Annotated in this window: 19 protein-coding genes; 10 read left to right on the forward strand and 9 right to left on the reverse strand. The window is 60.3% G+C overall.

Annotated features, from left to right (window positions below):
* Position 1: 1 nt before the first annotated feature.
* From CIB54_RS09480 to CIB54_RS09490, 3 genes are read right to left on the reverse strand one after another with little or no spacing between them, the layout of a single operon-like run.
* On the reverse strand, positions 2–592 hold the full coding sequence (locus tag CIB54_RS09480) for an LON peptidase substrate-binding domain-containing protein (protein WP_065952050.1): 591 nt from the start codon (positions 590–592) through the stop codon (positions 2–4).
* Between the two features lie 21 nt (positions 593–613).
* A complete protein-coding gene (locus CIB54_RS09485; RefSeq protein ID WP_065952049.1) occupies positions 614–1330 on the reverse strand; it encodes an LrgB family protein in 717 nt (238 codons plus the stop codon).
* Positions 1327–1680: a CidA/LrgA family protein gene (locus CIB54_RS09490; protein ID WP_065952048.1), complete on the reverse strand. Its 354-nt coding sequence runs from the start codon at positions 1678–1680 to the stop codon at positions 1327–1329. The genes CIB54_RS09485 and CIB54_RS09490 overlap by 4 nt, the downstream gene beginning before the upstream one ends.
* Before the next feature lie 180 nt (positions 1681–1860).
* On the opposite strand from CIB54_RS09490, the gene CIB54_RS09495 reads away from it, so the two are divergent.
* From CIB54_RS09495 to CIB54_RS09505, 3 genes are all read left to right on the forward strand, one after another.
* Positions 1861–2316: a MaoC family dehydratase gene (locus CIB54_RS09495; protein ID WP_065952047.1), complete on the forward strand. Its 456-nt coding sequence runs from the start codon at positions 1861–1863 to the stop codon at positions 2314–2316.
* A gap of 105 nt (positions 2317–2421) precedes the next feature.
* Positions 2422–4140, forward strand: a complete 1719-nt coding sequence (locus CIB54_RS09500) for a C13 family peptidase (RefSeq protein ID WP_101219645.1) — start codon at positions 2422–2424, stop codon at positions 4138–4140.
* 29 nt (positions 4141–4169) lie between these two features.
* On the forward strand, positions 4170–4811 hold the full coding sequence (locus tag CIB54_RS09505) for an oxidoreductase (RefSeq protein WP_065952045.1): 642 nt from the start codon (positions 4170–4172) through the stop codon (positions 4809–4811).
* A 141-nt stretch (positions 4812–4952) separates the two neighbouring features.
* On the opposite strand, the gene CIB54_RS09510 is transcribed toward CIB54_RS09505, so the two are convergent.
* From CIB54_RS09510 to CIB54_RS09535, 6 genes are all read right to left on the reverse strand, one after another.
* A complete protein-coding gene (locus CIB54_RS09510) occupies positions 4953–5237 on the reverse strand; it encodes a YceK/YidQ family lipoprotein (protein WP_065886827.1) in 285 nt (94 codons plus the stop codon).
* Positions 5230–5859, reverse strand: coding sequence for a flavin prenyltransferase UbiX (gene ubiX / locus CIB54_RS09515; RefSeq protein ID WP_083208103.1), 630 nt, complete (start codon positions 5857–5859; stop codon positions 5230–5232). The genes CIB54_RS09510 and ubiX overlap by 8 nt, the downstream gene beginning before the upstream one ends.
* A complete protein-coding gene (gene mpl, locus CIB54_RS09520; RefSeq protein WP_101219647.1) occupies positions 5856–7205 on the reverse strand; it encodes a UDP-N-acetylmuramate:L-alanyl-gamma-D-glutamyl-meso-diaminopimelate ligase in 1350 nt (449 codons plus the stop codon). The genes ubiX and mpl overlap by 4 nt, the downstream gene beginning before the upstream one ends.
* Before the next feature lie 134 nt (positions 7206–7339).
* Positions 7340–8065: a hypothetical protein gene (locus tag CIB54_RS09525; RefSeq protein ID WP_101219649.1), complete on the reverse strand. Its 726-nt coding sequence runs from the start codon at positions 8063–8065 to the stop codon at positions 7340–7342.
* Between the two features lie 446 nt (positions 8066–8511).
* Positions 8512–11700 (reverse strand): hypothetical protein, encoded by a 3189-nt coding sequence (locus CIB54_RS09530; RefSeq protein WP_157829700.1) that lies wholly within the window; start codon positions 11698–11700, stop codon positions 8512–8514.
* Positions 11701–11884: 184 nt separating this feature from the next.
* Positions 11885–13804: a sigma-54-dependent Fis family transcriptional regulator gene (locus CIB54_RS09535; protein WP_101219652.1), complete on the reverse strand. Its 1920-nt coding sequence runs from the start codon at positions 13802–13804 to the stop codon at positions 11885–11887.
* Between the two features lie 270 nt (positions 13805–14074).
* On the opposite strand from CIB54_RS09535, the gene CIB54_RS09540 reads away from it, so the two are divergent.
* The 7 genes from CIB54_RS09540 (at position 14075) to CIB54_RS09570 (ending at position 21854) form a co-directional block, all read left to right on the forward strand.
* On the forward strand, positions 14075–15595 hold the full coding sequence (locus tag CIB54_RS09540) for an acetaldehyde dehydrogenase ExaC (RefSeq protein WP_101219653.1): 1521 nt from the start codon (positions 14075–14077) through the stop codon (positions 15593–15595).
* Positions 15596–15802: 207 nt separating this feature from the next.
* Positions 15803–17236: an ethanolamine permease gene (eat, locus tag CIB54_RS09545; RefSeq protein WP_065952038.1), complete on the forward strand. Its 1434-nt coding sequence runs from the start codon at positions 15803–15805 to the stop codon at positions 17234–17236.
* 63 nt (positions 17237–17299) lie between these two features.
* Entirely contained in the window at positions 17300–18694 is a 1395-nt protein-coding gene (locus CIB54_RS09550; RefSeq protein WP_101219654.1) for an ethanolamine ammonia-lyase subunit EutB, read from the forward strand.
* On the forward strand, positions 18691–19524 hold the full coding sequence (gene eutC / locus CIB54_RS09555; protein WP_065952036.1) for an ethanolamine ammonia-lyase subunit EutC: 834 nt from the start codon (positions 18691–18693) through the stop codon (positions 19522–19524). Before CIB54_RS09550 ends, eutC begins: the two co-directional genes overlap by 4 nt.
* A 91-nt stretch (positions 19525–19615) precedes the next feature.
* A complete protein-coding gene (locus CIB54_RS09560; protein ID WP_065952035.1) occupies positions 19616–20074 on the forward strand; it encodes a GNAT family N-acetyltransferase in 459 nt (152 codons plus the stop codon).
* Between the two features lie 301 nt (positions 20075–20375).
* Complete coding sequence (locus CIB54_RS09565; RefSeq protein WP_057724876.1) at positions 20376–21032, forward strand: DedA family protein; 657 nt, start codon at positions 20376–20378, stop codon at positions 21030–21032.
* 6 nt (positions 21033–21038) lie between these two features.
* A complete protein-coding gene (locus CIB54_RS09570) occupies positions 21039–21854 on the forward strand; it encodes a M90 family metallopeptidase (RefSeq protein WP_101219655.1) in 816 nt (271 codons plus the stop codon).
* The last annotated feature ends 8 nt before the right edge of the window (positions 21855–21862 follow it).

Here is a 21862-nt window from a genome sequence, read left to right on the forward strand (position 1 = left end):
TTCAGGTGAACAATTCACCTTGCAATTCATCCAGCAACATCTGGATCGCATCCAGCCGCTGCTGCGGATCGTCGAGTTGCAACAGGTCGACTTTATCCGCCTCGGTGAACGGCAGCAGATACGCCAACTGATGACTCAGGGCCTGCTGGCCCTCGGCATGGGCGTCCATATCCAGCGCAGCGACCATCGGGTGCTCGGCCAATGCCTGCAGCAGCGCCAGCAGGTCGGCATCTTCTTCTTCCAGCGGCTGGTCCGGCAGCTCTTCCAGCCATTGCACCTCGGCCACCAGCAACTGGTCCTTCTGCACCTGGGCATCGCGCACGCGAAAACGCCGCCCGCCCTCGACGCGAATCCCCAGCAGGCCGTTATCCTGTTGTTTAAAGTCGCGGATCAGCGCTTCGCAGCCGATCAGCGCATAGCCATCCGGGGCCAGGCCGACTTCCTTGCCATCGAGAATGCACACCACACCGAAGCTTTCGCCCTTTTTCATGCAGCGACTGATCATGTCCAGGTAACGCGCCTCGAACAGTTGCAAATCGAGGGTGCAACCAGGGAACAGCACGGTGTTGAGTGGAAACAGCGCCAGACTCATAAAGGTTTCCTTAAACCCGGTTTAAACGATCACCGACACAGCCAGCGGCAGGAACACTGCCGTGGCCACGCCCATCAAACTCATGGCCAGCGCCGCAAAGGCGCCGCATTCTTCGCTTTCCTGCAGGGCCACCGAGGTGCCGACAGCGTGGGCCGTCATGCCCAGGGCCATGCCGCGCGCCTCGGGGCTGTAGACACCCAGGCGCGACAGGAACGCCGGGCCGATCATCGCGCCGGCCACCCCGGTGATCAGCACGAACACGGCGGCCAATGCCGCCACCCCACCGATCTGCTCGGCCACCAACATCGCAATCGGCGACGTCACCGACTTGGGCGCCATGGTCATCAGCACCCTGTGCTCGGCACCGAACCACCAGCCCAACAACACGCACAGGCCGGTGGCCAACACCCCGCCTATCACCAGCGTAGTAAAAATCGGCCAGAACAATTGGCGAATCCGTCGCAGGTTCAGGTAAAGCGGCACCGCCAGGGCCACCGTCGCCGGCCCCAGCAGAACGCCCATGATCTCGGTGCTCTTGCGGTATTCGGCGTAGCTCAGGCCGCAGATCAGCAACACGCCAATTACCAGCAACATGGAGACCAGCACCGGCTGCAGGAAAATCCAGCGGGTTTTCTCGAACGCCGCCAGTACCAGCTGATAGGCGCCCAGGGTAATGCCGATACCGAACAACGGGTGATGAATGACGGCCACCCAGGCGCCCTGCCAGTCGAACATCATTGATTCTTCTCCTTGCGCCGGACCATCTGTTCCATCAGCACGCCGACAACCCCCATCGCGATGACCAGCGACAGCACCAGCGCGCCGACGATGGCCCAGAAGTCGGCAACGATGTCCTTGGCATACACCATCACGCCCACGGCCGGCGGCACCAGCAGCAACGGCAAATACCGCAGCAGGCTGCCGGCCGCCAGGCTCAGCGGCTCGCTGACTTCGCCGCGCCAGATCAGGAAGCCGAGCATCAGCAGCAGGCCGATGATCGGCCCCGGCAATACCGGCAACAGCAGATGATTGAGCGCAGTGCCGATCAATTGAAACAGCACCAGCCAGGTCAGGCCACGTAACAGCATCCTCTCTGCCCCCTCAAAGTTCGTGCGCATTATAAGCACGCCCGCCCTATGCTCCGGCATTCGCCAAAAGCATGTTGGGTTGACCGGGCCGATTGCCCATGATGATCTACATTGGTTCTCTGTACCCCATAGAAACCCCTCGTCAGCGGGGATAAAAATGATGAACCCGGGAGAAACGCAATGCCCTGTGTACCTGTAGCGCAGCTCAAAGATTATGTCGGCAAGGAACTGGGACGTTCCGAATGGCTCACCATCGACCAGGCCCGCATCAACCTGTTCGCAGAGGCCACCGGCGATCATCAGTTTATCCACGTAGACCCGGTCAAGGCGGCGCAAACCCCGTTCGGCAGCACCATCGCCCATGGGTTCCTGTCGCTGTCGCTGATGCCCAAGCTGATGGAGGACATCCTGATCATGCCCGAGGGCCTGAAAATGGCAATCAACTATGGCCTGGACAGCGTGCGCTTCATACAGCCGGTGAAGGTCGACTCCAAGGTGCGCCTGAACGTCACCCTCACCGACGTCCACGAGAAAAAACCTGGCCAGTGGCTGTTCAAGGCCACCGCCACCCTGGAAATCGAAGGTCAGGAAAAACCGGCTTACATCGCTGAGTCATTGTCACTCTGCTTCGTGTAGGACGTTGCCTGTGGCGAGGCCACAAACCTTGCCACAGTGTATGTAAATTTATGTATGAAACGCGCAGCTGCGGCATACTCGGCGCTCAATTATCCGGATCCCGCTATGCGCCCACTCGCTCCCCTTGCCCTTGCCCTGTTGCTCACCGCTTGCGGAGATGGCGAATCGCTGTTGCCGCCCGATGCGCGCCTGCCCGATGGCGGCCGCTACCGGGGCGATGTGGTCAACGGCTTGCTGCAAGGCCAGGGGCGCGTCGACTACCCCAACGGCAGTTGGTACGCCGGCGAGTTCGATAACGGCCAGTGGCACGGGCAGGGCGAATGGCATGGCAGCAACGGCGAAGTCTACAAGGGCCAATTCAAGCAAGGCCTGTTTGACGGCCAGGGCAGCCTGACCACGGCGGGCAGCAGCTACGTGGGCGGCTTCAAGAACGGTCGACGCAACGGCGAAGGCACCCTCAAAGAAGGGCAGATGACCTATCGCGGCGAGTTCAAGGACGACCAGTATTCCGGCCTCGGGCGCCTGGAGCTGGCCGACGGCAGCCAATACCAGGGCCAATTCGCCCACGGCAAACCCAATGGCGAAGGCCAGCGCAACGACGACAGCGGCAATCAGTTCAGCGGTCACTTCGTCGATGGCCAGCTGGAAGGCAATGGCACGTTCAACAGCGCGGATGGCGATATCTACGTCGGCCAGTTCAAACAAAACCAGCTCAACGGCAAGGGACGCTATGAAAACGCCGATGGCGACGTCTGGATCGGCCAGTTCAAGGAAGGCGCGCTGAGCGGCAAAGGCGAACTGATCGGCGTCGATGGCAGCCATTACGTCGGCCAGTTCAGCGACTGGCGCTTCAGCGGTGAAGGTCGCCTGAACCTTACCGATGGCAGCTTCTATATCGGCGGTTTTGACAGCGACAGCTACCAGGGCCGCGGCACACTGGTGCTGACCGACGGTACGGTACAGGCCGGCACCTGGGTCAACGGCATGCGCGTGCGCGACGCCGAAGGCAAGCTGCTGCCCGACCCACTGGAAATCGGCGTATTGGCCCAGGGCCACTTGCTGGCCGAGGCCCTCGCCGCCGTCCCCGCGTCCACGCCTGCCGTCGAGCTGTACACCCTGGCGCTGGCCGGCGACGGCAAGCAAAGCGTGTTCCTGCGCGAAGCCGATTACGTCAGCAACATGCTCGCCACCCGCTTCGGTGCCCATGGGCAGATTCGCCTGGTCAACCACCGCGACCATATTGCCTACCGGCCCATGGCCACCCGCGAAAACCTGCGCCGGGCCGTACAAACCCTGGCCGAACGCAGCGGGCCGGAAGACCTGGTGTTCATCTATATGACCAGCCACGGCACCCACGAACACGAACTGGTGCTCGACCAGCCGCGCATGGAACTGGCCGACCTGCCGGCCGATGAACTGGCCGCCGTGCTCGCGCCACTGAAAAACCGCGACAAGATCATCGTGATTTCCGCCTGCTACTCCGGCGGCTTCATCCCGGCATTGAAAGATGAGCGCACGTTGATCATGACCGCCTCGCGCGCTGATCGCGTGTCGTTCGGCTGTTCGGAAGAGGCGGACTTTACCTACTTCGGCGATGCCCTTTTCGCACAGGCTTTCAACCAAACGGACGATTTGCAACAGGCCTTCAAACTGGCACAACTGCACGTGGCCGAGCGCGAACAGGCGGACAACTTCGAAGCCTCCGAACCGCAGATCTGGGCCCCCAAGGGCGTGATCGCCCACTGGCAATTATTACGTAAACAGCAGGCACGAAAGGCGCTCGAAAGCGTCTCAATGAATAGCAAGGAAGCCAAAGGCAACTAAGCTGTAACGTGTAACAAGGGGGAAACACCATGTACCTGACACCGCAGCATATCTTACTGGCCGGCGCTTCCGGCCTCACCGGCGAACACTTGCTGGACCGCCTGCTCAACGAACCCACCGTAACCCGCGTGCTGGCACCGAGCCGCAAATCACTGGCCGAACACCCACGCCTGGAAAACCCGGTAGGCGACCCGGCAGTGTTGCTGCCCCAGTTGAGCGGCCAGGTGGATATCGCCTTCTGCTGTTTGGGTACCACAATCAAGAAGGCCGGTTCCGAAGCGGCGTTCCGTGCGGTCGACCTGGATATGGTGGTGGCCTTCGCCAGGCGCGCTCGGGAACTGGGCGCACGGCACCTGATCGTGATCAGTGCGATTGGCGCCGACCCGAAATCCTCGGTGTTCTACAACCGCGTCAAAGGGGAAATGGAACAGGCATTGAGAGCCCAGGATTGGCCGCAACTGACCATCGTGCGGCCATCATTATTGTTGGGGGAACGACTCGAACCTCGGCTGGCCGAACAACTGGCCGGGCCGCTGTCTCGGTTGATTCCGGGCAAGTACCACGGTATCGAAGTGTGCGAACTGGCCCGCGCCATGTGGCGTCTGGCGCTGGAAGAGCAGGATGGCGTGCGGGTGGTGGAGTCGGATGAGCTGCGCAAGCTCGGCAAATAAATAAAGGCGAACACTGAACCCAATGTGGGAGGGGGCTTGCTCCCGATGGCGGTAGTCCAGTCAATCTCTTCAGTGACTGACACTCCGCTATCGGGGGCAAGCCCCCTCCCACATGAGTTTGTGGTGCTGTTGAGGTTTGCGTTACAGGCCGCCGGTGGCGTTGAAGCCGACACCCAGAACGGTCAACAATGACAGTGGCAACAGCAGCGTATCAAGCAACGCGCTGGCGGGCAGGTCGATATGGGGATAGGTGGGGGCCTCGGCGCCGAACCTGTCCCTGGCGCAGCAGCCGCCGTTGATCGCGTACATATCCAGCCGGGTCCCGGCGTACACCACTGGCGCGCCCGGTTGCGCCGCATCCAGCGTGCGCGCGGTGGCGCAGCCTGTCAGCTGCAGCACCAGCACAACCCACAGCGCCTTATTCATCGCCACTCAAGTGATGCTCGCCCCAACGCGGCAGCATGTCCTGGGGGATGTTCAGCAGGTTGAGAATACGCGCCACCACAAAGTCAACCAGGTCATCGATGGTTTGCGGCTGGTGATAGAAGCCTGGCGACGCCGGCAAAATGGTCACGCCCATGTTCGACAACTTGAGCATGTGCTCCAGGTGAATGCTGGAATAAGGCGCCTCGCGTGGCACCAGAATCAACTGGCGCCGCTCTTTCAAGGTGACGTCCGCCGCGCGCTCGATCAAGTTATTGCACGCTCCGGTGGCAATCGCCGACAGGGTGCCGGTGGAGCACGGCACTACCACCATCGCCGCCGGCGCACCGGAGCCGGACGCCACTGGCGACATCCAGTCCTCTTTGCCATACACCTTGATCTGCCCCGCCGCCGCACCGGTGTATTCGGTGAGAAACGCTTGCATCATCTGCACTTTGGCCGGCAGCTCCACGTCGGTCTCGGTCGCCAACACCAACTGCGCGGCCTTGGAGATCAGGAAGTGCACTTCACGGTCTTCACGCACCAGACAATCCAGCAGGCGCAGACCATACGGCGCACCGGACGCGCCGGTCATCGCCAGCGTGATACGTTCCGGGCCGCTCACTGGAGTGCCTCAGCCAGCTTGCCGTGCAAGCCGCCAAAGCCACCATTGCTCATGATCACCACGTGGGTGCCCGGCTTGGCCAGGTGTTTGACGTGCTCGATGATGCCCTCCAATGAGTCACATACTGTCGAGGGCACGCTGCACAGCGCGGCGATGGCCGGCAGGTCCCAGCCGAGGTTGGCGGGCGCGTACCAAATCACTTGGTCGGCGTCATTCACGCTTTCGGGCAGGCCATCGCGGTGCGCCCCCAGCTTCATGGAATTGGAGCGCGGCTCGACGATCGCAATGATCTGCGCATCACCCACGCGTTTGCGCAGGCCATCCAACGTGGTGGCAATCGCCGTGGGGTGGTGGGCAAAGTCGTCGTAGATAGTAATACCCTTCACGTCGGCAACCTTTTCCATCCGCCGCTTCACGCTCTTGAACGCGCTCAATGCGGCGACGCCCACGGCGGGCGTCACGCCCACATGTCGCGCAGCCGCCAGGGTCACCAAGGCATTGGCGACGTTATGCTGGCCGGTCATGCCCCAATCGACGATGCCTTGAGCTTCGCCTTCGAACAGTACCTCAAATCGGGAACCGTCTTCGCTGAGCAACTTGACCTGCCACTGTCCGCCTGCGCCGGTGGTTTGAACCGGGGTCCAGCAGCCCATGTCGATCACACGCTGCAACGCCGGCTCGGTCGTCGGATGGATCACCAGGCCCTCGCTTGGGATGGTACGCACCAGGTGATGGAATTGCCGCTCGATGGCCGGCAGATCGGGAAAGATGTCAGCGTGATCGAATTCCAGGTTGTTCAGGATCGCCGTGCGTGGGCGGTAGTGGACGAACTTGGAACGCTTGTCGAAAAAGGCGCTGTCGTATTCATCGGCCTCAATCACGAAAAACGGCGTATCCCCCAGACGCGCCGACACCGAGAAATTCTGCGGAACGCCGCCGATCAGAAAGCCCGGGCTCATACCTGCGTGCTCCAGCACCCAGGCCAGCATGCTGCTGGTGGTGGTCTTGCCGTGGGTGCCGGCGACGGCCAATACCCATCGCCCCTGCAGCACGTGATCAGCCAGCCACTGGGGACCTGAAACGTAAGGCAAGCCTTTATTCAGCACGTATTCGACCGCCGGGTTGCCGCGCGACATCGCATTGCCAATCACCACCAGGTCCGGCACCGGGTTGAATTGCGAAGGATCGTAACCTTGGGTCAGTTCAATCCCTTGCGCCTGCAGTTGCGTGCTCATCGGTGGATAAACATTGGCATCGGAGCCCGTCACGTGATGGCCCAGCTCTTTGGCCAGAACCGCCATCGAACCCATGAACGTGCCGCAGATACCCAGAATATGAATGTGCATAGTTGACCTCGTAAACATCGAGGCAGGTTAGCGTAGGGTGGGAAAGTTCGCACGCTTTAGCTGAGGGCGAAACGCCCGTCGCTGGGATACGACGGGCGCGTAGGCAGGGTTGACGCGGCGCCAACCCTGCAAGGCTATTGGATGGCCACCAGCCGCTGCGAAGCGTTCCCAATCGGCGAAACCGGCGTATCGGACTTGGGCGCGGGTGTGATGCTAATGGCCCCCAGCAACGCTGAAAGAGCTGCCATCCGGCTCTCCAAATCGATCACACGCGCCTTGATGGCGTCTTTTTCAGGCCCCGTGGACGCCGGCTGAAAATCAATGTTCTGGACCTTGGCCTCTTTACCCAGCTCCCGCTCGACATAGCCAATCATGGCCTCCAGCGAGTCAAGGCGCTCCTCTCTGGTTTGCATCATCCAGTTCAGGTTCGGCTCGACAAGCTGCTCTCCACGCAGTTTCGACAAGGTATTGACCAACAGAAAAGTAGTGTTTTGCGCGTAATCGACGAGCCGCCCTTCTTCGATGCTTTCTGGTGTCACGGGTGCAGGCGGCGGATTGATCAGCGGCTTGAGCGCTTCGTTGACACTCCCGACCACGACCAGGCCGATCGACGTCACAGGTACGCTGATCGCCGTCGTGATCGCTGCGGTCTTGAGCAGGGTCGTGTTAGTCGGCGGCAGCGCGGTCTCCTTCGCCTTGACCGCCGTCTTGGCATTCTCTTCAAGGGTTCGCGCCGAAAAAGGTTCGACATCCTGCCCATTGACGCGGCCCGGACTGGGCTGACCGAACAACTGATCGCGGATTTGCACATCCCTCGCGGCTTGCCAGGCTCTTCGCTGGCTTTCTACATACGCGGCCATTTCGGGCGTTTGCCCGGCGCCTGACGCAGCGTCTCCCGCCTGCCGCGTACCACTGGCGTGACCTGGGCCGTCGAAGCCATTGACTCTTGAGTCCACGAACCCTTGATCGAACGTTCGGTGGCCTGTATCCACGCTACTGCGTGTAGTACCTCCGACATTGGGCGCGTCAACCCGTGTCGGGCTCGGCAAACTCTCTCTGGAACCGCCCCTCAGCAGGCCGCCAATGGCATCGCCTATTCTTGAACACTGTATCGTACGATACGAATTTTTATGATGGATACGGCCCTTGACTACAATCGAAGTGCGGACAGGACGTAACGCCGTTGTTATTGTTGTTGAACGCTTCATCGTCATTTACCTTATTCAGGAAACATACAAACCATTCACATTCCCTGTCGAATGAATATTAAATAATGAAAATCCGGTTATCTGAACACGTCCGTGTATCAGCGTTGCAATGAACTCACCGCACCAAACTGTGCCAACTGAACACCAAACGGCGTTTTAGTGACAACGTTATAGGCATACCAGGCACCTTTCTTGAAGACCGCCACGGCAGGTCGCCATACAGTGTCCTCAGCGGCGTAAAAAAACCCTTTTACAACATCGCCCTCCTTATAGATCTTAGTAACATCGTAACTTCCATAATGCCCTCTCAAACGCGACAAAACATCATGCCCCTTTTCAGCCAAGAACTTCGCATCCTTATAACCGGCGCGCGCGCCCTTATTTAAGTTCTTCGCAATATCGACTGAGTCGGTATAGCCTACGGACGCACCAATACCCGCAACGACACCGCTTTTAATTGTATTCAGAACACCTCTGCCCGCTTTGGCGGCTTTGCGCGCGGCATTCGCGCCGGGAATGACAAAGCCGAGAATGTCGAACCCGAGATTGAATACCGCCCCGCCTATGTCACCTTTGATAGCGTCTTTGACACCGTCATAAAAAGGCACGAGGCTCAGAAAAAATCCCTTCAGCTTTTCGTCGTAAGCCCGTCCTTTTTCAATCTCGGTGACGCCCGCCGCCTCCTTCTGCAGGGGTCCGTAGTCCTTGGTGAAATAACCACCCGCTATTTGTGCGAGCGCACCCGATTTATCAGCAAAGTAGTCACCTTGTTTTTTCCCGTCCGGCGCAGGCGGATCGCGCGTTTTATCCGTGACCCCATATTGCGCGTAGGTATGCGGTAAACCCGGGATATAACCTTCGCTCTCCCCGCCAAAATAGGCACGATCGTCCAGGTCGATTCGCCCGCCCGGAAAGCCGTCTTCCTTGACGATCTTGCCTTCGGCGGGAAAGTAACTGTAGGCGCTGACACTGCCACCAGGCTCCACCACTTTCATCAGCAACCCGTGCCTGCCCTTCAGCGCTTCAAGCTCCTGCGCAGTAGGCGTTGGAGGCAGGCATTCCCTGGGGGTGAACAACCCTGAGGTACAGGGTCCGTTCTTGATATAGGCGCGAGACACCTCATAAAAACTGACGTCCGATTGGCTGATACGTACCCTGTCCGCCATGGGCAGCAGTGACAGCTGATATTTGAACTGGATAGCCCAGGCACTTTCCTGAACCTTGCGATATTCCTGAAACTTCGCTGTAAACACTTTATTAATGTCAGGTGTCAGTTCAGACAGGCGCGACTTCAAACGCTTATAGGGAAAACGCTGCTCATCCTTGGATATCCAATAGTCCGGTTGGATCGGCCCCGTCATGTAAATATCCAACAGCGACATTGGCTTATGTTTGATGGAGGCCTGCTGCATCACCTCAAGCGTCGGGTCCACCTGCGCAAATACCCGTTTCAACTCTGCCAGCGCCAATTCCCGGCGCGTCGTCGGCAGTGTCTTCATGGCATTACTCGCCCAGCGAAGTTCTTTTTGCTGCTTGTTGAGTGCCTGTTGCGCCTGCTCGGCCTGCGCATCCGAATAAGTCTGCGTCGGGCTGGTGTCGATGACACGGTTGGCAATGCCCCAGGCAATGATCGGGTCGCGCGCGGCGACGTTCAGTTGATCCTCACCCTCGATGGACACCGGCGGCGTATTACCGAAACCCATCACCTGGCTGAAGGTCATGTTTGCCGCGGCGCCAGGCACTTGCAGCTCTATGCGCGACACCTCTATACAAAAATTCGTCCAGGTGTGGGAGCCGTATACCAAATTGGGCGGGATGTCTTTGACCAGAAACTCAGGGGCTGCCGCCGATAATAAAAGATGGGCGGCGACGGCTGCGCCCTCGTTGCCGACCCTGCCGGCGAGGTGTGCCGTAAAGCGTTTGACGATCGTTGCCGAAGAAGCGCCTGCATTGTCAGCGCTATACAGGTTGTAGCCCGCCAGGTTGAACCGCGACTTGCCCAAGCCAGGATCGAGTTCCTGGGCCAGGGCTACGCCAAGACTTTCAATCGCGCTCGTGGGTGTGTCGATAACCTTGAGCACCTCCTGGATCAACTTACCCAGCCGCTGCGCCTCGGGTGTGCGCAGGAGCTGGTCAAGGGCAATTGACGGATAATCAGCCATGGCCTTTCTCAGGTTGGCTGGAAGATGATCGATCAACCGACTCAAGAGGCTGCCCGTTCCAGGCACGCTCGTAGTGCCTGGCGCGATCTGCGCCTTTACGAGCTTTCCCATCTTGCGCAGTGAAGTAGACGACAGGCCCTGACCGATGTGCCTTACGCCACCTGAGTCGACGCCCGGCGCCCTGTGCGCCAGGTCGAAGGAGAGTGCCGAGGCCAACGCATGGGCCTGAGCACTGTTGGCGGGCACCTTGTAGCCTTCCAGCTTGAGCATCTGGGCAAGGCTCGGCGTTTTGCTCGGCGCTCGCTCAAACAGCGCAGAGCGAGGATCGATGGGCACGTTGATCGGCTCCAGATCAACACGCCCGTCAGCATCGTCGACCAAAGCGTTCAATGCGCTCATCAGCCTGTGCCGATTGGCCTCATCGCCCAGCGCCTGCCGATGCGCCGCCAACGCCGCGTCGGAGTGGGTCGAGAGGGGGCGCTCATGCAGATTGAAGCCGGGATTATCCGTGAACTGTTTGCGGCGAACGCTGGCTTGGTCGCCCTCAAAAAGATCAGGCGCCTTGTAGAATTGCGCGACCAGCGTCATCGATACGCCGCCCTGCCCGCTCCCTGGGTATCGCACCGCTTGACCGTGTTCGGGGGCGAATACCTTGCCAAGGGCCAAGAGCGTGCGGGAAACATCAGACCAGCCTGAATCGTCTGACAGATAAAAGGTTTTGCGCCGGCCGTCTACATAGCCTTTTATTTCCCCGCGTGCGGGAATCAGCGTCAGATAACGCGTGTCCAGCCCCTGCTTTTTAGCCCAGGCTGAAAACCCTTCGCTTTTAAATGCACTGTCCAGCTGGGCATACCAGAGCGCTACCGTCGAGTGGGGCGGGACCTGCATATCAGGTGGCCGGATTGAAGTTCTATAACTGCCGTCGAGCAATAATGCGGCGAATGAGCTGGCAACTTCAGCATCGGCCTCGGCGCGACGTGTTGAAGGCGTTTTACGTGCTTGAGTTGCAGGGTGGGCATTATCGATCGCGATGGAAACCTTGTGATCTGCATAGACTTCGCCTCGTTCAGCAAGTGAGCTGAAGGACACTGTGATTGGGGACGCATACGCCGTTGGAATACTCATAATCCACCCTGAATACCGTGATCAAGCTGCTAAACAACCGAAGCTTCAATGTACTCAATGAGTGGGACAAACATTCAAAATAAGCGACATTTAAAATTGACATAATATTACTGAACTCAACAACTTACACACCCCAAACTACTTATTAACCAAGGCACCTGTAAAACTTCAAAAAGACTGTAGGCTAAACTACCGAACCGCGTGAAATTTCATACTTCCTCAACTTGCGGTACAACGTGTTACGGCTGACGCCCAAATGCGTTGCCGCATGGCTCATATGCCAGTGCTGTTGCTCCAGAGCAGCCAGCAGGGTTGACCGTTCGGCCTCTTCAAAGGGCGACAGCGAAGAAACACTTGATTGAGCGTCATGGGTAGGAGCGTGACGAATCATCGGCGGTAAATTCTCCGGACCGACCTTCCCGTCTTCGCACAGCGCGACCAGCGTGCGCAATACCGTACGCAACTGTCGGACGTTGCCCGGCCAGGCAAACGCCAACAACGCGTCGCGCGCAGCCGGCTCCAGATCTACCGCCTGGTCACCGGCTTCCTGAGCCAGCAGCAGGTCCAGCAACTGTGATTTGTCACTGCGTTGACGCAACGCCGGCAGCGCAACTTCCAGGCCATTGAGCCGATAATACAAATCCTCGCGAAAGCCGCCGTCCTTTACCCGGGCCAGCAGATTGCGGTGGGTAGCGCTGATAATTCTGACGTTTACGGCGCGGGGCTCACCACCGATAGGCACCACCAGGCGATCTTCCAACACTCTGAGCAGCCGCGTCTGCAAGGCCAGGGGCATGTCGCCGATCTCGTCAAGGAACAGGGTGCCGCCATCGGCTTGCTGCAGCTTGCCTTGCATGCCTTCTTTGCGTGCGCCGGTAAAACTGCCGCCGCGATAGCCGAACAATTCGCTCTCGATCAGGTTTTCCGGGATGGCGGCGCAATTGAGGGCAACGAAGGGTTTGTCGGCACGCTGGCTGGCCAGATGTACCGCCTTGGCAAACGCTTCCTTGCCCGAGCCGGTTTCGCCATTAACCAGCAGCGGCACGTCACGCTCGAACACCCGCACAGACTGGCTGAAAGCCTGCCGCAGCGCCGGGTCATCCAGGCAGACGCCGGGCAAGCGCGAACGGCCGGGAACAGTCGGTTTGGCGCTGGGCGCCAGGGCCGGACGCCCCTGCCCGCGTAACGCTGCGAACAACGGGCGGCCATCGCGGGTACGTAGCGGCCAGCCGGCCGTGGCGTTGGCGCTGGCGCGCCCCAGCAACTGATCCAGGGAACAGTCGAAAACCGCTTCCACCGGCTGACCCAACACACTGCCACGAAGCTGCCCCAACAGGTTCAGTGCGCTCTGGTTGAGCGCACAGATGCGCCCTTCACCATCAAAGGCCAACAGCCCTTCACTGAACAACCCGACCGACTCCGCCTGCAGGTGAAAGCGCAGCAACCAGTGCTGTTCGAAGTGGCGCAAAAAGTAGCAGCTTTCAATCATCTTGGCCGACAGGTTGACCAACGCCATGGTGTGGAACTGACTCTGGCGCGACACGGCTTCGCGGGCCGACGACACGTCCAGCACCGCCAGCAACTCGCCGTGGGGGTCGAACACCGGGCTCGCCGAACAGGTCAGCCCGGTATGGCGACCGCGAAAATGCTCGTCACGGTGGATGGTCAGGGATTGGCGCTCGACCAGACAGGTGCCGATGCCATTGGTGCCTTCGCAGGCTTCGCTCCAATCAGCGCCCAACCACAGCCCGGCGCGTTCGAAAATCCTGCGCTCGGACGGCGCGGTGACGCAGTTGAGGATCACCCCACGCGCATCGGTGAGCAGCACCGCGTGGCCCGCGCCCGAGAGCTGCTGGTGCAGGCTGTTCATCTCGGCGCCGGCGATGTGCAAGACCTGGCGCAGGCGTTCGCGGCTTTCCAGCAGGCGGCCATGCTCAAGCACGGTGGGGGCGACGGTCAGCGCAGGATCGAGGTGGTAGTCCTCCAGGCAACGCAACCAGGAGCGGGCAATGGACGGGTCGCTGCCCGGCCCGTGAGGCGGCTCTTGCCCACGGGTGACGGTGAGCACCTGCTGGGCATGGCGACTGAAATGATCGTTGTGCATGTTCTTATTATTCTCCCTGCGTGAGAACGCCCAGCATCCCCCAGGCATCCGGCCATTGCAATCCCGCGCCGACCCATCGGTCACAGGCTGTACCGTTTATGGCACACAGTGTCACCCACCTGTATCGATCCGGCCACAGTCACGCCTTGTAAACAAAACCAAACCCTTGATTTACCTGGCCCGCACGCAGTGGCCCGACCTTTGCTCTACGCTTTATAACGCGCTTGCCGCGCTGTACTCCGATAAACATAAAAGCAGGAGATGCCCACCATGCGTTATGCACACCCCGGTACTGAAGGCGCCATCGTTTCGTTCAAGGCCAAGTACGGCAACTACATCGGTGGCGAATTCGTTGCGCCGATCGATGGCAATTACTTCACCAATACCTCGCCGGTCAACGGCAAGCCTATCGCTGACTTCCCGCGCTCCACCGCCAAAGACATCGACAAGGCGCTGGACGCCGCCCACGCCGCCGCTGACGCCTGGGGCAAGACCTCGGCCCAGGACCGCTCGCGGGTCCTGCTGAAAATCGCCGATCGCATCGAACAGAACCTCGAACTTCTGGCCGTCACCGAGACCTGGGACAACGGCAAGGCCGTGCGCGAAACCCTCAACGCCGACATCCCGCTGGCCGCCGACCACTTCCGCTACTTCGCCGGCTGCATCCGTGCCCAGGAAGGCAGCAGCGCCGAAATCAACGAACTCACCGCTGCCTATCACTTCCACGAGCCGCTGGGCGTGGTCGGCCAGATCATTCCGTGGAACTTCCCCTTGCTCATGGCCGCCTGGAAACTTGCCCCGGCCCTGGCCGCCGGTAACTGCGTGGTGCTCAAGCCGGCCGAGCAGACACCGCTGGGCATCAACGTGCTGATGGAACTGATCGGCGACCTGCTACCGCCCGGCGTACTCAACGTCGTGCACGGCTTCGGTAAAGAAGCCGGCGAAGCGCTGGCTACCAGCAAGCGCATCGCCAAGATCGCTTTCACCGGCTCCACGCCGGTGGGTTCGCACATCATGCATGCGGCGGCCGAGAACATCATTCCGTCCACGGTTGAGCTGGGCGGCAAGTCGCCGAACATCTTCTTCGCCGACATCATGAACGCCGAACCGCAATTCATCGAAAAAGCCGCCGAAGGCCTGGTGCTGGCATTCTTCAACCAGGGCGAAGTGTGTACCTGCCCGTCCCGCGCGCTGGTGGAAGAATCGATCTACGACGACTTCATGAAAGTGGTGATGAAGAAAGTCGAGTCGATCAAACGTGGCGACCCGCTGGACACCGACACCATGGTCGGCGCCCAGGCGTCCGAGCAGCAGTTCGACAAGATCCTGTCCTACCTGGAAATCGCCAAGGACGAAGGCGCGCAACTGCTCAGCGGCGGCAAGGTGGAGAAACTCAGCGGTGACCTGGCCACCGGCTATTACATCCAGCCGACCCTGCTCAAGGGCACCAACGAAATGCGTGTGTTCCAGGAAGAAATCTTCGGCCCGGTGGTGAGCATCACCACCTTCAAGGACGAAGCCGAAGCCCTGGCAATTGCCAACGACACCGAGTTCGGCCTGGGCGCCGGTTTGTGGACCCGCGACATCAACCGCGCCTACCGCATGGGCCGCGCGATCAAGGCCGGCCGCGTGTGGACCAACTGCTACCACCTGTACCCGGCTCATGCCGCGTTTGGCGGTTACAAGAAGTCCGGTGTGGGGCGCGAGACGCACAAGATGATGTTGGATCACTACCAGCAGACCAAAAACCTGCTGGTGAGCTACGACATTAATCCGCAGGGCTTCTTCTAACTAACCTCCCCTCCCACATTTAAAATGCACTCAAGTGTGGGAGGGGGCTTGCCCCCGATTGCAGTGGATCAGCCAACACTGAATTGATTGACACACCGCCATCGGGGGCAAGCCCCCTCTCACAGTTTTAGATCTTCATAAGCACTTGCGATGCGCATTCGGCACACAGAGGCCGAGTTAAAACAATAAGAATGGAAGGTACTTCCCATGCCCAGCGAACCCACCAGTTCTTCCGTCGACTTCGAAAAAGTCGACTCCCAATACTTCCAACAACGCGAACTTAAAAAAGGCGCCGCCGGCTGGGTGTTATTAGTTGGCCTGGGCGTTGCCTATGTCATCTCCGGCGACTATGCCGGCTGGAACTTCGGCCTGGCCCAGGGCGGTTGGGGCGGGATGTTTCTCGCCACACTGCTGATGGCCACCATGTACCTGTGCATGTGCTTTTCCCTGGCCGAACTGTCTTCAATGATCCCCACCGCCGGTGGTGGCTACGGCTTTGCCCGCAGCGCGTTCGGCCCCTGGGGCGGGTTCCTGACGGGCACGGCGATCCTGATCGAATACGCCATCGCTCCCGCCGCCATCGCCGTGTTTATCGGCGCGTATTGCGAGTCGCTGTTCGGTATTGGCGGCTGGATGATCTATCTGGCGTTCTACATCATCTTTATCGGCATCCACATCTTTGGCGTCGGTGAAGCGTTGAAGTTGATGTTCGTGATTACCGCCATCGCGGCCATCGCGCTGGGTGTGTTCCTGGTATCGATGGTGCCGCACTTCAACGTCGCCAACCTGCTGGATATCCCGCTGACCGACGCCAAGGGCGCCAGCAGCTTCCTGCCATTCGGCTACGTCGGCGTGTGGGCGGCGATTCCCTACGCGATCTGGTTTTTCCTCGCGGTAGAGGGCGTGCCACTGGCTGCGGAAGAAACCAAGAATCCCAAGCGCGACCTGCCACGCGGGCTGATCGGCGCGATTGTGGTGCTGACCAGTTTTGCCCTGTTGATCCTGGTGATCGCGCCCGGCGGCGCCGGCACTTACGCGCTGATCAAATCCGGCAACCCGCTGGTGGAAGCCCTGGCATTGGCCTACGGCGGTTCGACCTGGATGGGCAGCTTCGTCAACCTGGTGGGCCTGGCCGGCTTGATCGCCAGCTTTTTCTCGATCATCTATGCCTATTCGCGGCAGATATTCGCCTTGTCCCGCGCCGGCTACCTGCCGCGCAAACTGTCAGAGACCAACAAGAGCAAGGCGCCGGTACTGGCGTTGGTGATTCCCGGGATTATCGGTTTTGGCCTGTCGCTGACCGGCCAGGGCGATCTGCTGATTCTGGTGGCGGTGTTCGGCGCGACCATTTCCTACGTGTTGATGATGGCCGCCCACATCACCCTGCGCATCCGTCGCCCCAAAATGGATCGCCCGTACCGCACGCCAGGCGGCATCTTCACCTCGGGCGTGGCGCTGGTACTGGCCTGCGTGGCCGTGGTGGCGGGCTTTCTGGTGGATCCACGGGTGGTGATTGGCGCCGCGATCATCTATGGAGTATTAATTGCTTACTTTGCTTTCTACAGCCGGCATCACTTGGTAGCAGGCACGCCGGAAGAAGAATTTGCGGCGATCCAGGCCGCAGAGGCCGCCTTGCACTGATTGCCGAAAACCTCGACGCGGGCGGCTTTTCCACGCTTGCCCGCGTCATTCAGGAGACACTGTATGGCAAGCTTTTCCCACGCGGTGGGTGCACACACCTACCGCTTCGACAGCCTCAAGGATGTGCTGGCCAAGGCCAGCCCGGCGCGTTCCGGGGATTTCCTCGCCGGTGTTGCCGCGCAGAATGACGGCGAGCGGGTGGCAGCGCAGATGGCGCTGGCGAATATTCCACTCAAGCACTTTCTGCAGGAGGCGCTGATTCCCTACGAGAGCGATGAAGTCACCCGACTGATCATCGACACCCACGATAAACAGGCGTTTACACCGGTCAGCCACCTCACCGTCGGCGGCCTGCGCGACTGGCTGCTCAGTGATGCGGCCGACGAACAGTCCCTGCGTTTATTGGCACCGGGGCTGACACCGGAAATGGCCGCCGCCGTGTCCAAGATCATGCGCGTGCAGGACCTGGTGCTGGTGGCGCAGAAGATCCGCGTCGTCACCCAGTTTCGCGGCACCCTGGGCCTGCGCGGGCGTCTGTCCACGCGCCTGCAACCCAACCATCCCACCGACGAACCGGCGGGCATCGCCGCCAGCATTCTCGACGGCCTGCTCTACGGCAACGGCGATGCAATGATCGGCATCAACCCGGCCACTGACAGCATCGCCTCGATCTGCGCCATGCTCGAGATGCTCGATGCGATCATCCAGCGCTACGAAATCCCCACCCAGGCCTGCGTGCTGACCCACGTCACCACCTCCATCGAGGCGATCAACCGGGGCGTGCCGCTGGACCTGGTGTTCCAGTCGATCGCCGGCACCGAAGCAGCCAACGCCAGCTTCGGCATCAGCCTGAGCCTGCTGCAGGAAGGTTACGATGCCGGCCTGAGCCTCAATCGCGGCACCCTGGGCCAGAACCTGATGTATTTCGAAACCGGCCAGGGCAGCGCCTTGTCAGCCAACGCGCATTCTGGCGTCGACCAGCAAACCTGTGAGACCCGCGCCTATGCGGTGGCCCGGCATTTCAAACCGTTTCTGGTCAACACCGTGGTCGGTTTTATCGGCCCCGAGTACCTGTACAACGGCAAGCAGATCATCCGCGCCGGTCTCGAAGACCACTTCTGCGGCAAGTTGCTCGGCGTGCCGATGGGTTGCGACATCTGCTACACCAACCACGCCGAAGCCGACCAGGACGACATGGACACCCTGCTGACCCTGCTCGGCGTGGCCGGGATCAATTTCATCATGGGCATCCCTGGCTCTGACGACATCATGCTCAATTACCAGACCACCTCATTCCACGACGCGCTGTACGCCCGCCAGGCACTGGGGTTGAAGCCGGCGCCGGAGTTCGAGCAATGGCTGGCGAAAATGGGCATCTTTACACAAGAAGGTGGCAAGGTACGCTTTGGTAACAGCCTGCCACCGGCGTTTCGCCACGCGTTGGCGCAATTGGGATGAAGGAGCCGCCTGTGCAACTCGACCTGCCTGACAATCCATGGTTGCAACTGCGCCGCCTGACCCCGGCGCGCATTGCCCTGGGCCGCACCGGCACCAGCATCCCGACCAACGCTCAACTGGATTTCCAGTTCGCCCACGCCCAGGCGCGGGACGCGGTGCACCTGCCCTTCGATCATGAAGGGCTGAGCCGTCAATTCGCCGAACGCGGCCGCGACAGCCTGTTGCTGCACAGCGCCGCACCCGACCGGCATACCTACCTGCAACGCCCGGATCTTGGACGCCGATTAAGTGATGAATCGGCACAGACCTTGCGCGATTACGCGGCAGCGCATCCGAATGGGGTGGACCTGGCGATCGTAGTGGCCGATGGCCTGTCGGCGCTGGCCGTGCATAAACACACCGCGCCTTTTCTGACACGCCTGGAAGAACAGACCCACGCTGAAGGCTGGTCTTTGTCACCGGTAATCCTGGTAGAACAGGGCCGCGTCGCAGTGGCCGACGAGATCGGGCAACTGCTCGGCGCCAAAATGGTGGTGATCCTGATCGGCGAACGGCCGGGGCTCAGCTCGCCGGACAGCCTGGGGCTGTATTTCACCTACAACCCCAAGGTCGGCCTCACCGACGCCTACCGCAATTGCATCTCCAATGTACGCCTGGAAGGCCTGAGTTACGGCATGGCGGCCCATCGCCTGCTGTACCTGATGCGCGAGGCCTGCCGCCGGCAGTTGTCCGGGGTCAACCTCAAGGACGAGGCGCAGTTGCAGACGATTGAATCAGATGATCCGGGCTTGATGAAAAGCAACTTCCTGCTCAGCCCACCCATAGACTGATCGCCGCACGATTGCGCTTTTTCATGGCTTTAGGCAGCATCAAGCGAAGACCGCGCGCGTGGTCGTACCCATTTGGAAGTTGAGGCCTGGCATGCGGATTACTCAAGCGACCCTGGAACACCTGGACCTGCTCACTCCGCTGTTCGTCAAATACCGCGAATTCTATGGCGCCTTGCCGTTCCCGGACTCGTCGCGGGCCTTCCTGGAAAAGCGCCTGCGCCGCAAGGAATCGGTGATCTACCTGGCGCTGGCCGATGATGATGACAAGCGGCTGCTGGGGTTCTGCCAGCTGTATCCGAGCTTCTCTTCGCTGTCGCTCAAACGTGTGTGGATCCTCAATGACATCTATGTGGCAGAGGACGCGCGTCGACAACTGGTCGCCGACAACCTGATGCGCGCGGCGAAGAAGATGGCCAAGGAGACCCACGCGGTGCGGCTGCGGGTATCGACCAGCAGCGATAATGACGTGGCGCAGAAGACCTATGAGTCCATCGGTTTTCGCGAAGACACCGAATTCAAGAACTATGTGCTGCCGATCAGCGAAGACTGACCTCCAACCACCGCAAATCCCCTGTGGGAGGGGGCTTGCCCCCGATGGCGGCGTGTCAGTTAACGAATCTTTCCCTGACCCACCGCCATCGGGGGCAAGCCCCCTCCCCCATTTAAACCAAGCCCCACCGCTTCACACTTTCACGACACTCCCCGCTACAAAAGCCACACGCTTTTCACCATTCAATCCGTATAATGCGCACCTCTCAGGGTTGTAAGAATCTCGACATACACGTGTAGTCTTATTACCCGTCGTTCCCGCACTGGCCTGCTGAGCCGGGCCATTGACACAGGTGCCATCCATGGATTTCAACCCGCTTGACCTTATCCTGCATCTCGACGTTTACCTCGACATGCTGGTAACCAATTACGGTCCGTGGATCTACGCCATTCTGTTCCTGGTGATTTTTTGCGAGACCGGCCTGGTGGTCATGCCGTTCCTGCCGGGTGATTCGTTGCTGTTCATCGCCGGCGCCGTTGCCGCAGGCGGCGGCATGGACCCGGTGTTGCTGGCCGGCCTGCTGATGCTGGCGGCCATCCTTGGCGACAGCACCAACTACGTGATAGGGCGAACGGTGGGCGAACGCTTGTTCAGCAACCCGAACTCGAAAATTTTCCGTCGCGACTACCTGCAAAAAACCCACGACTTCTACGACAAACACGGCGGCAAAACCGTGACCCTGGCGCGCTTCCTGCCGATCCTGCGCACCTTCGCGCCGTTCGTCGCCGGCATCGCGAAAATGCCCTACCCGCGCTTCTTCGGTTTCAGCGTGCTGGGCACCATCCTCTGGGTCGGCGGCCTGGTAACCCTGGGCTACTTCTTCGGCAACGTGCCGTTCATCAAGAAGAACCTGTCGTTGCTCGTCGTGTTCATCATCCTGCTGTCCCTGGTGCCGATGATCATCGGCGTGGTGCGCAGCCGCTTTGGCCGCACCTCCTCCGAAGCCAAACCGCACTGATCGCCCATGTGGTCCCTCAGCGCCTGGCGTCGCCGGCGCCTGCTGGCCAAGCACCCGATTGCCGATGACACCTGGCAGCGGGTGCGCCACCACCTGACCTTCCTCGACGGCATCACGGCCGAGCAAGACCAATGGCTGCGCGAAGCCTGTGTGCTGTTCCTCGCCGAAAAACACCTCACCGCCTTGCCCGGCGTCGAACTGCACCAGCAACAACGCCTGCTGCTCGCCGCCCAGGCGCAACTGCCGCTGATGAACCTCGGCGACCTCGACTGGTATCAGGGTTTCCATGAAATCGTGCTGTACCCCGACGACTTTCTCAGCCCGCAGCGCCATCGCGATGCCAGCGGCGTGGAACACGAGTGGGACGGCGAACACAGCGGCGAAGCCTGGCAGCAGGGCCCGGTGATCCTCGCCTGGCCCGGGGTACTGGCCAGCGGCCAATGGGAAGGCTACAACCTGGTCATCCACGAGCTGGCGCACAAACTGGACATGCTCAACGGCGACGCCAACGGCCTGCCACCGCTGCACAACGACATGCGTGTGCAGGACTGGGCCAGCGTGATGCAAAGCGCCTTTGACGACCTCAATCGCCAACTGGACGCCGACCCGAACGCTGAAACCGAGATCGACCCCTACGCCGCCGAAAACCCGGCGGAATTCTTCGCCGTCACCAGCGAGTATTTCTTCAGTGCCCCGGATTTGCTGGCCAACAGTTATCCACAGGTGTACGCCCAACTCAGCCGCTTCTACCGCCAGGATCCCCTGGCCCGTCTGAATCAACTGCAAGCCCGCGACCCGCGTTACCAGCCGCAGGGCGAATGACCGTACGA

It is taken from the genome of Pseudomonas fluorescens, assembly GCF_002837185.1.
Taxonomy (GTDB): Bacteria; Pseudomonadota; Gammaproteobacteria; order Pseudomonadales; family Pseudomonadaceae; genus Aquipseudomonas; species Aquipseudomonas fluorescens_AM.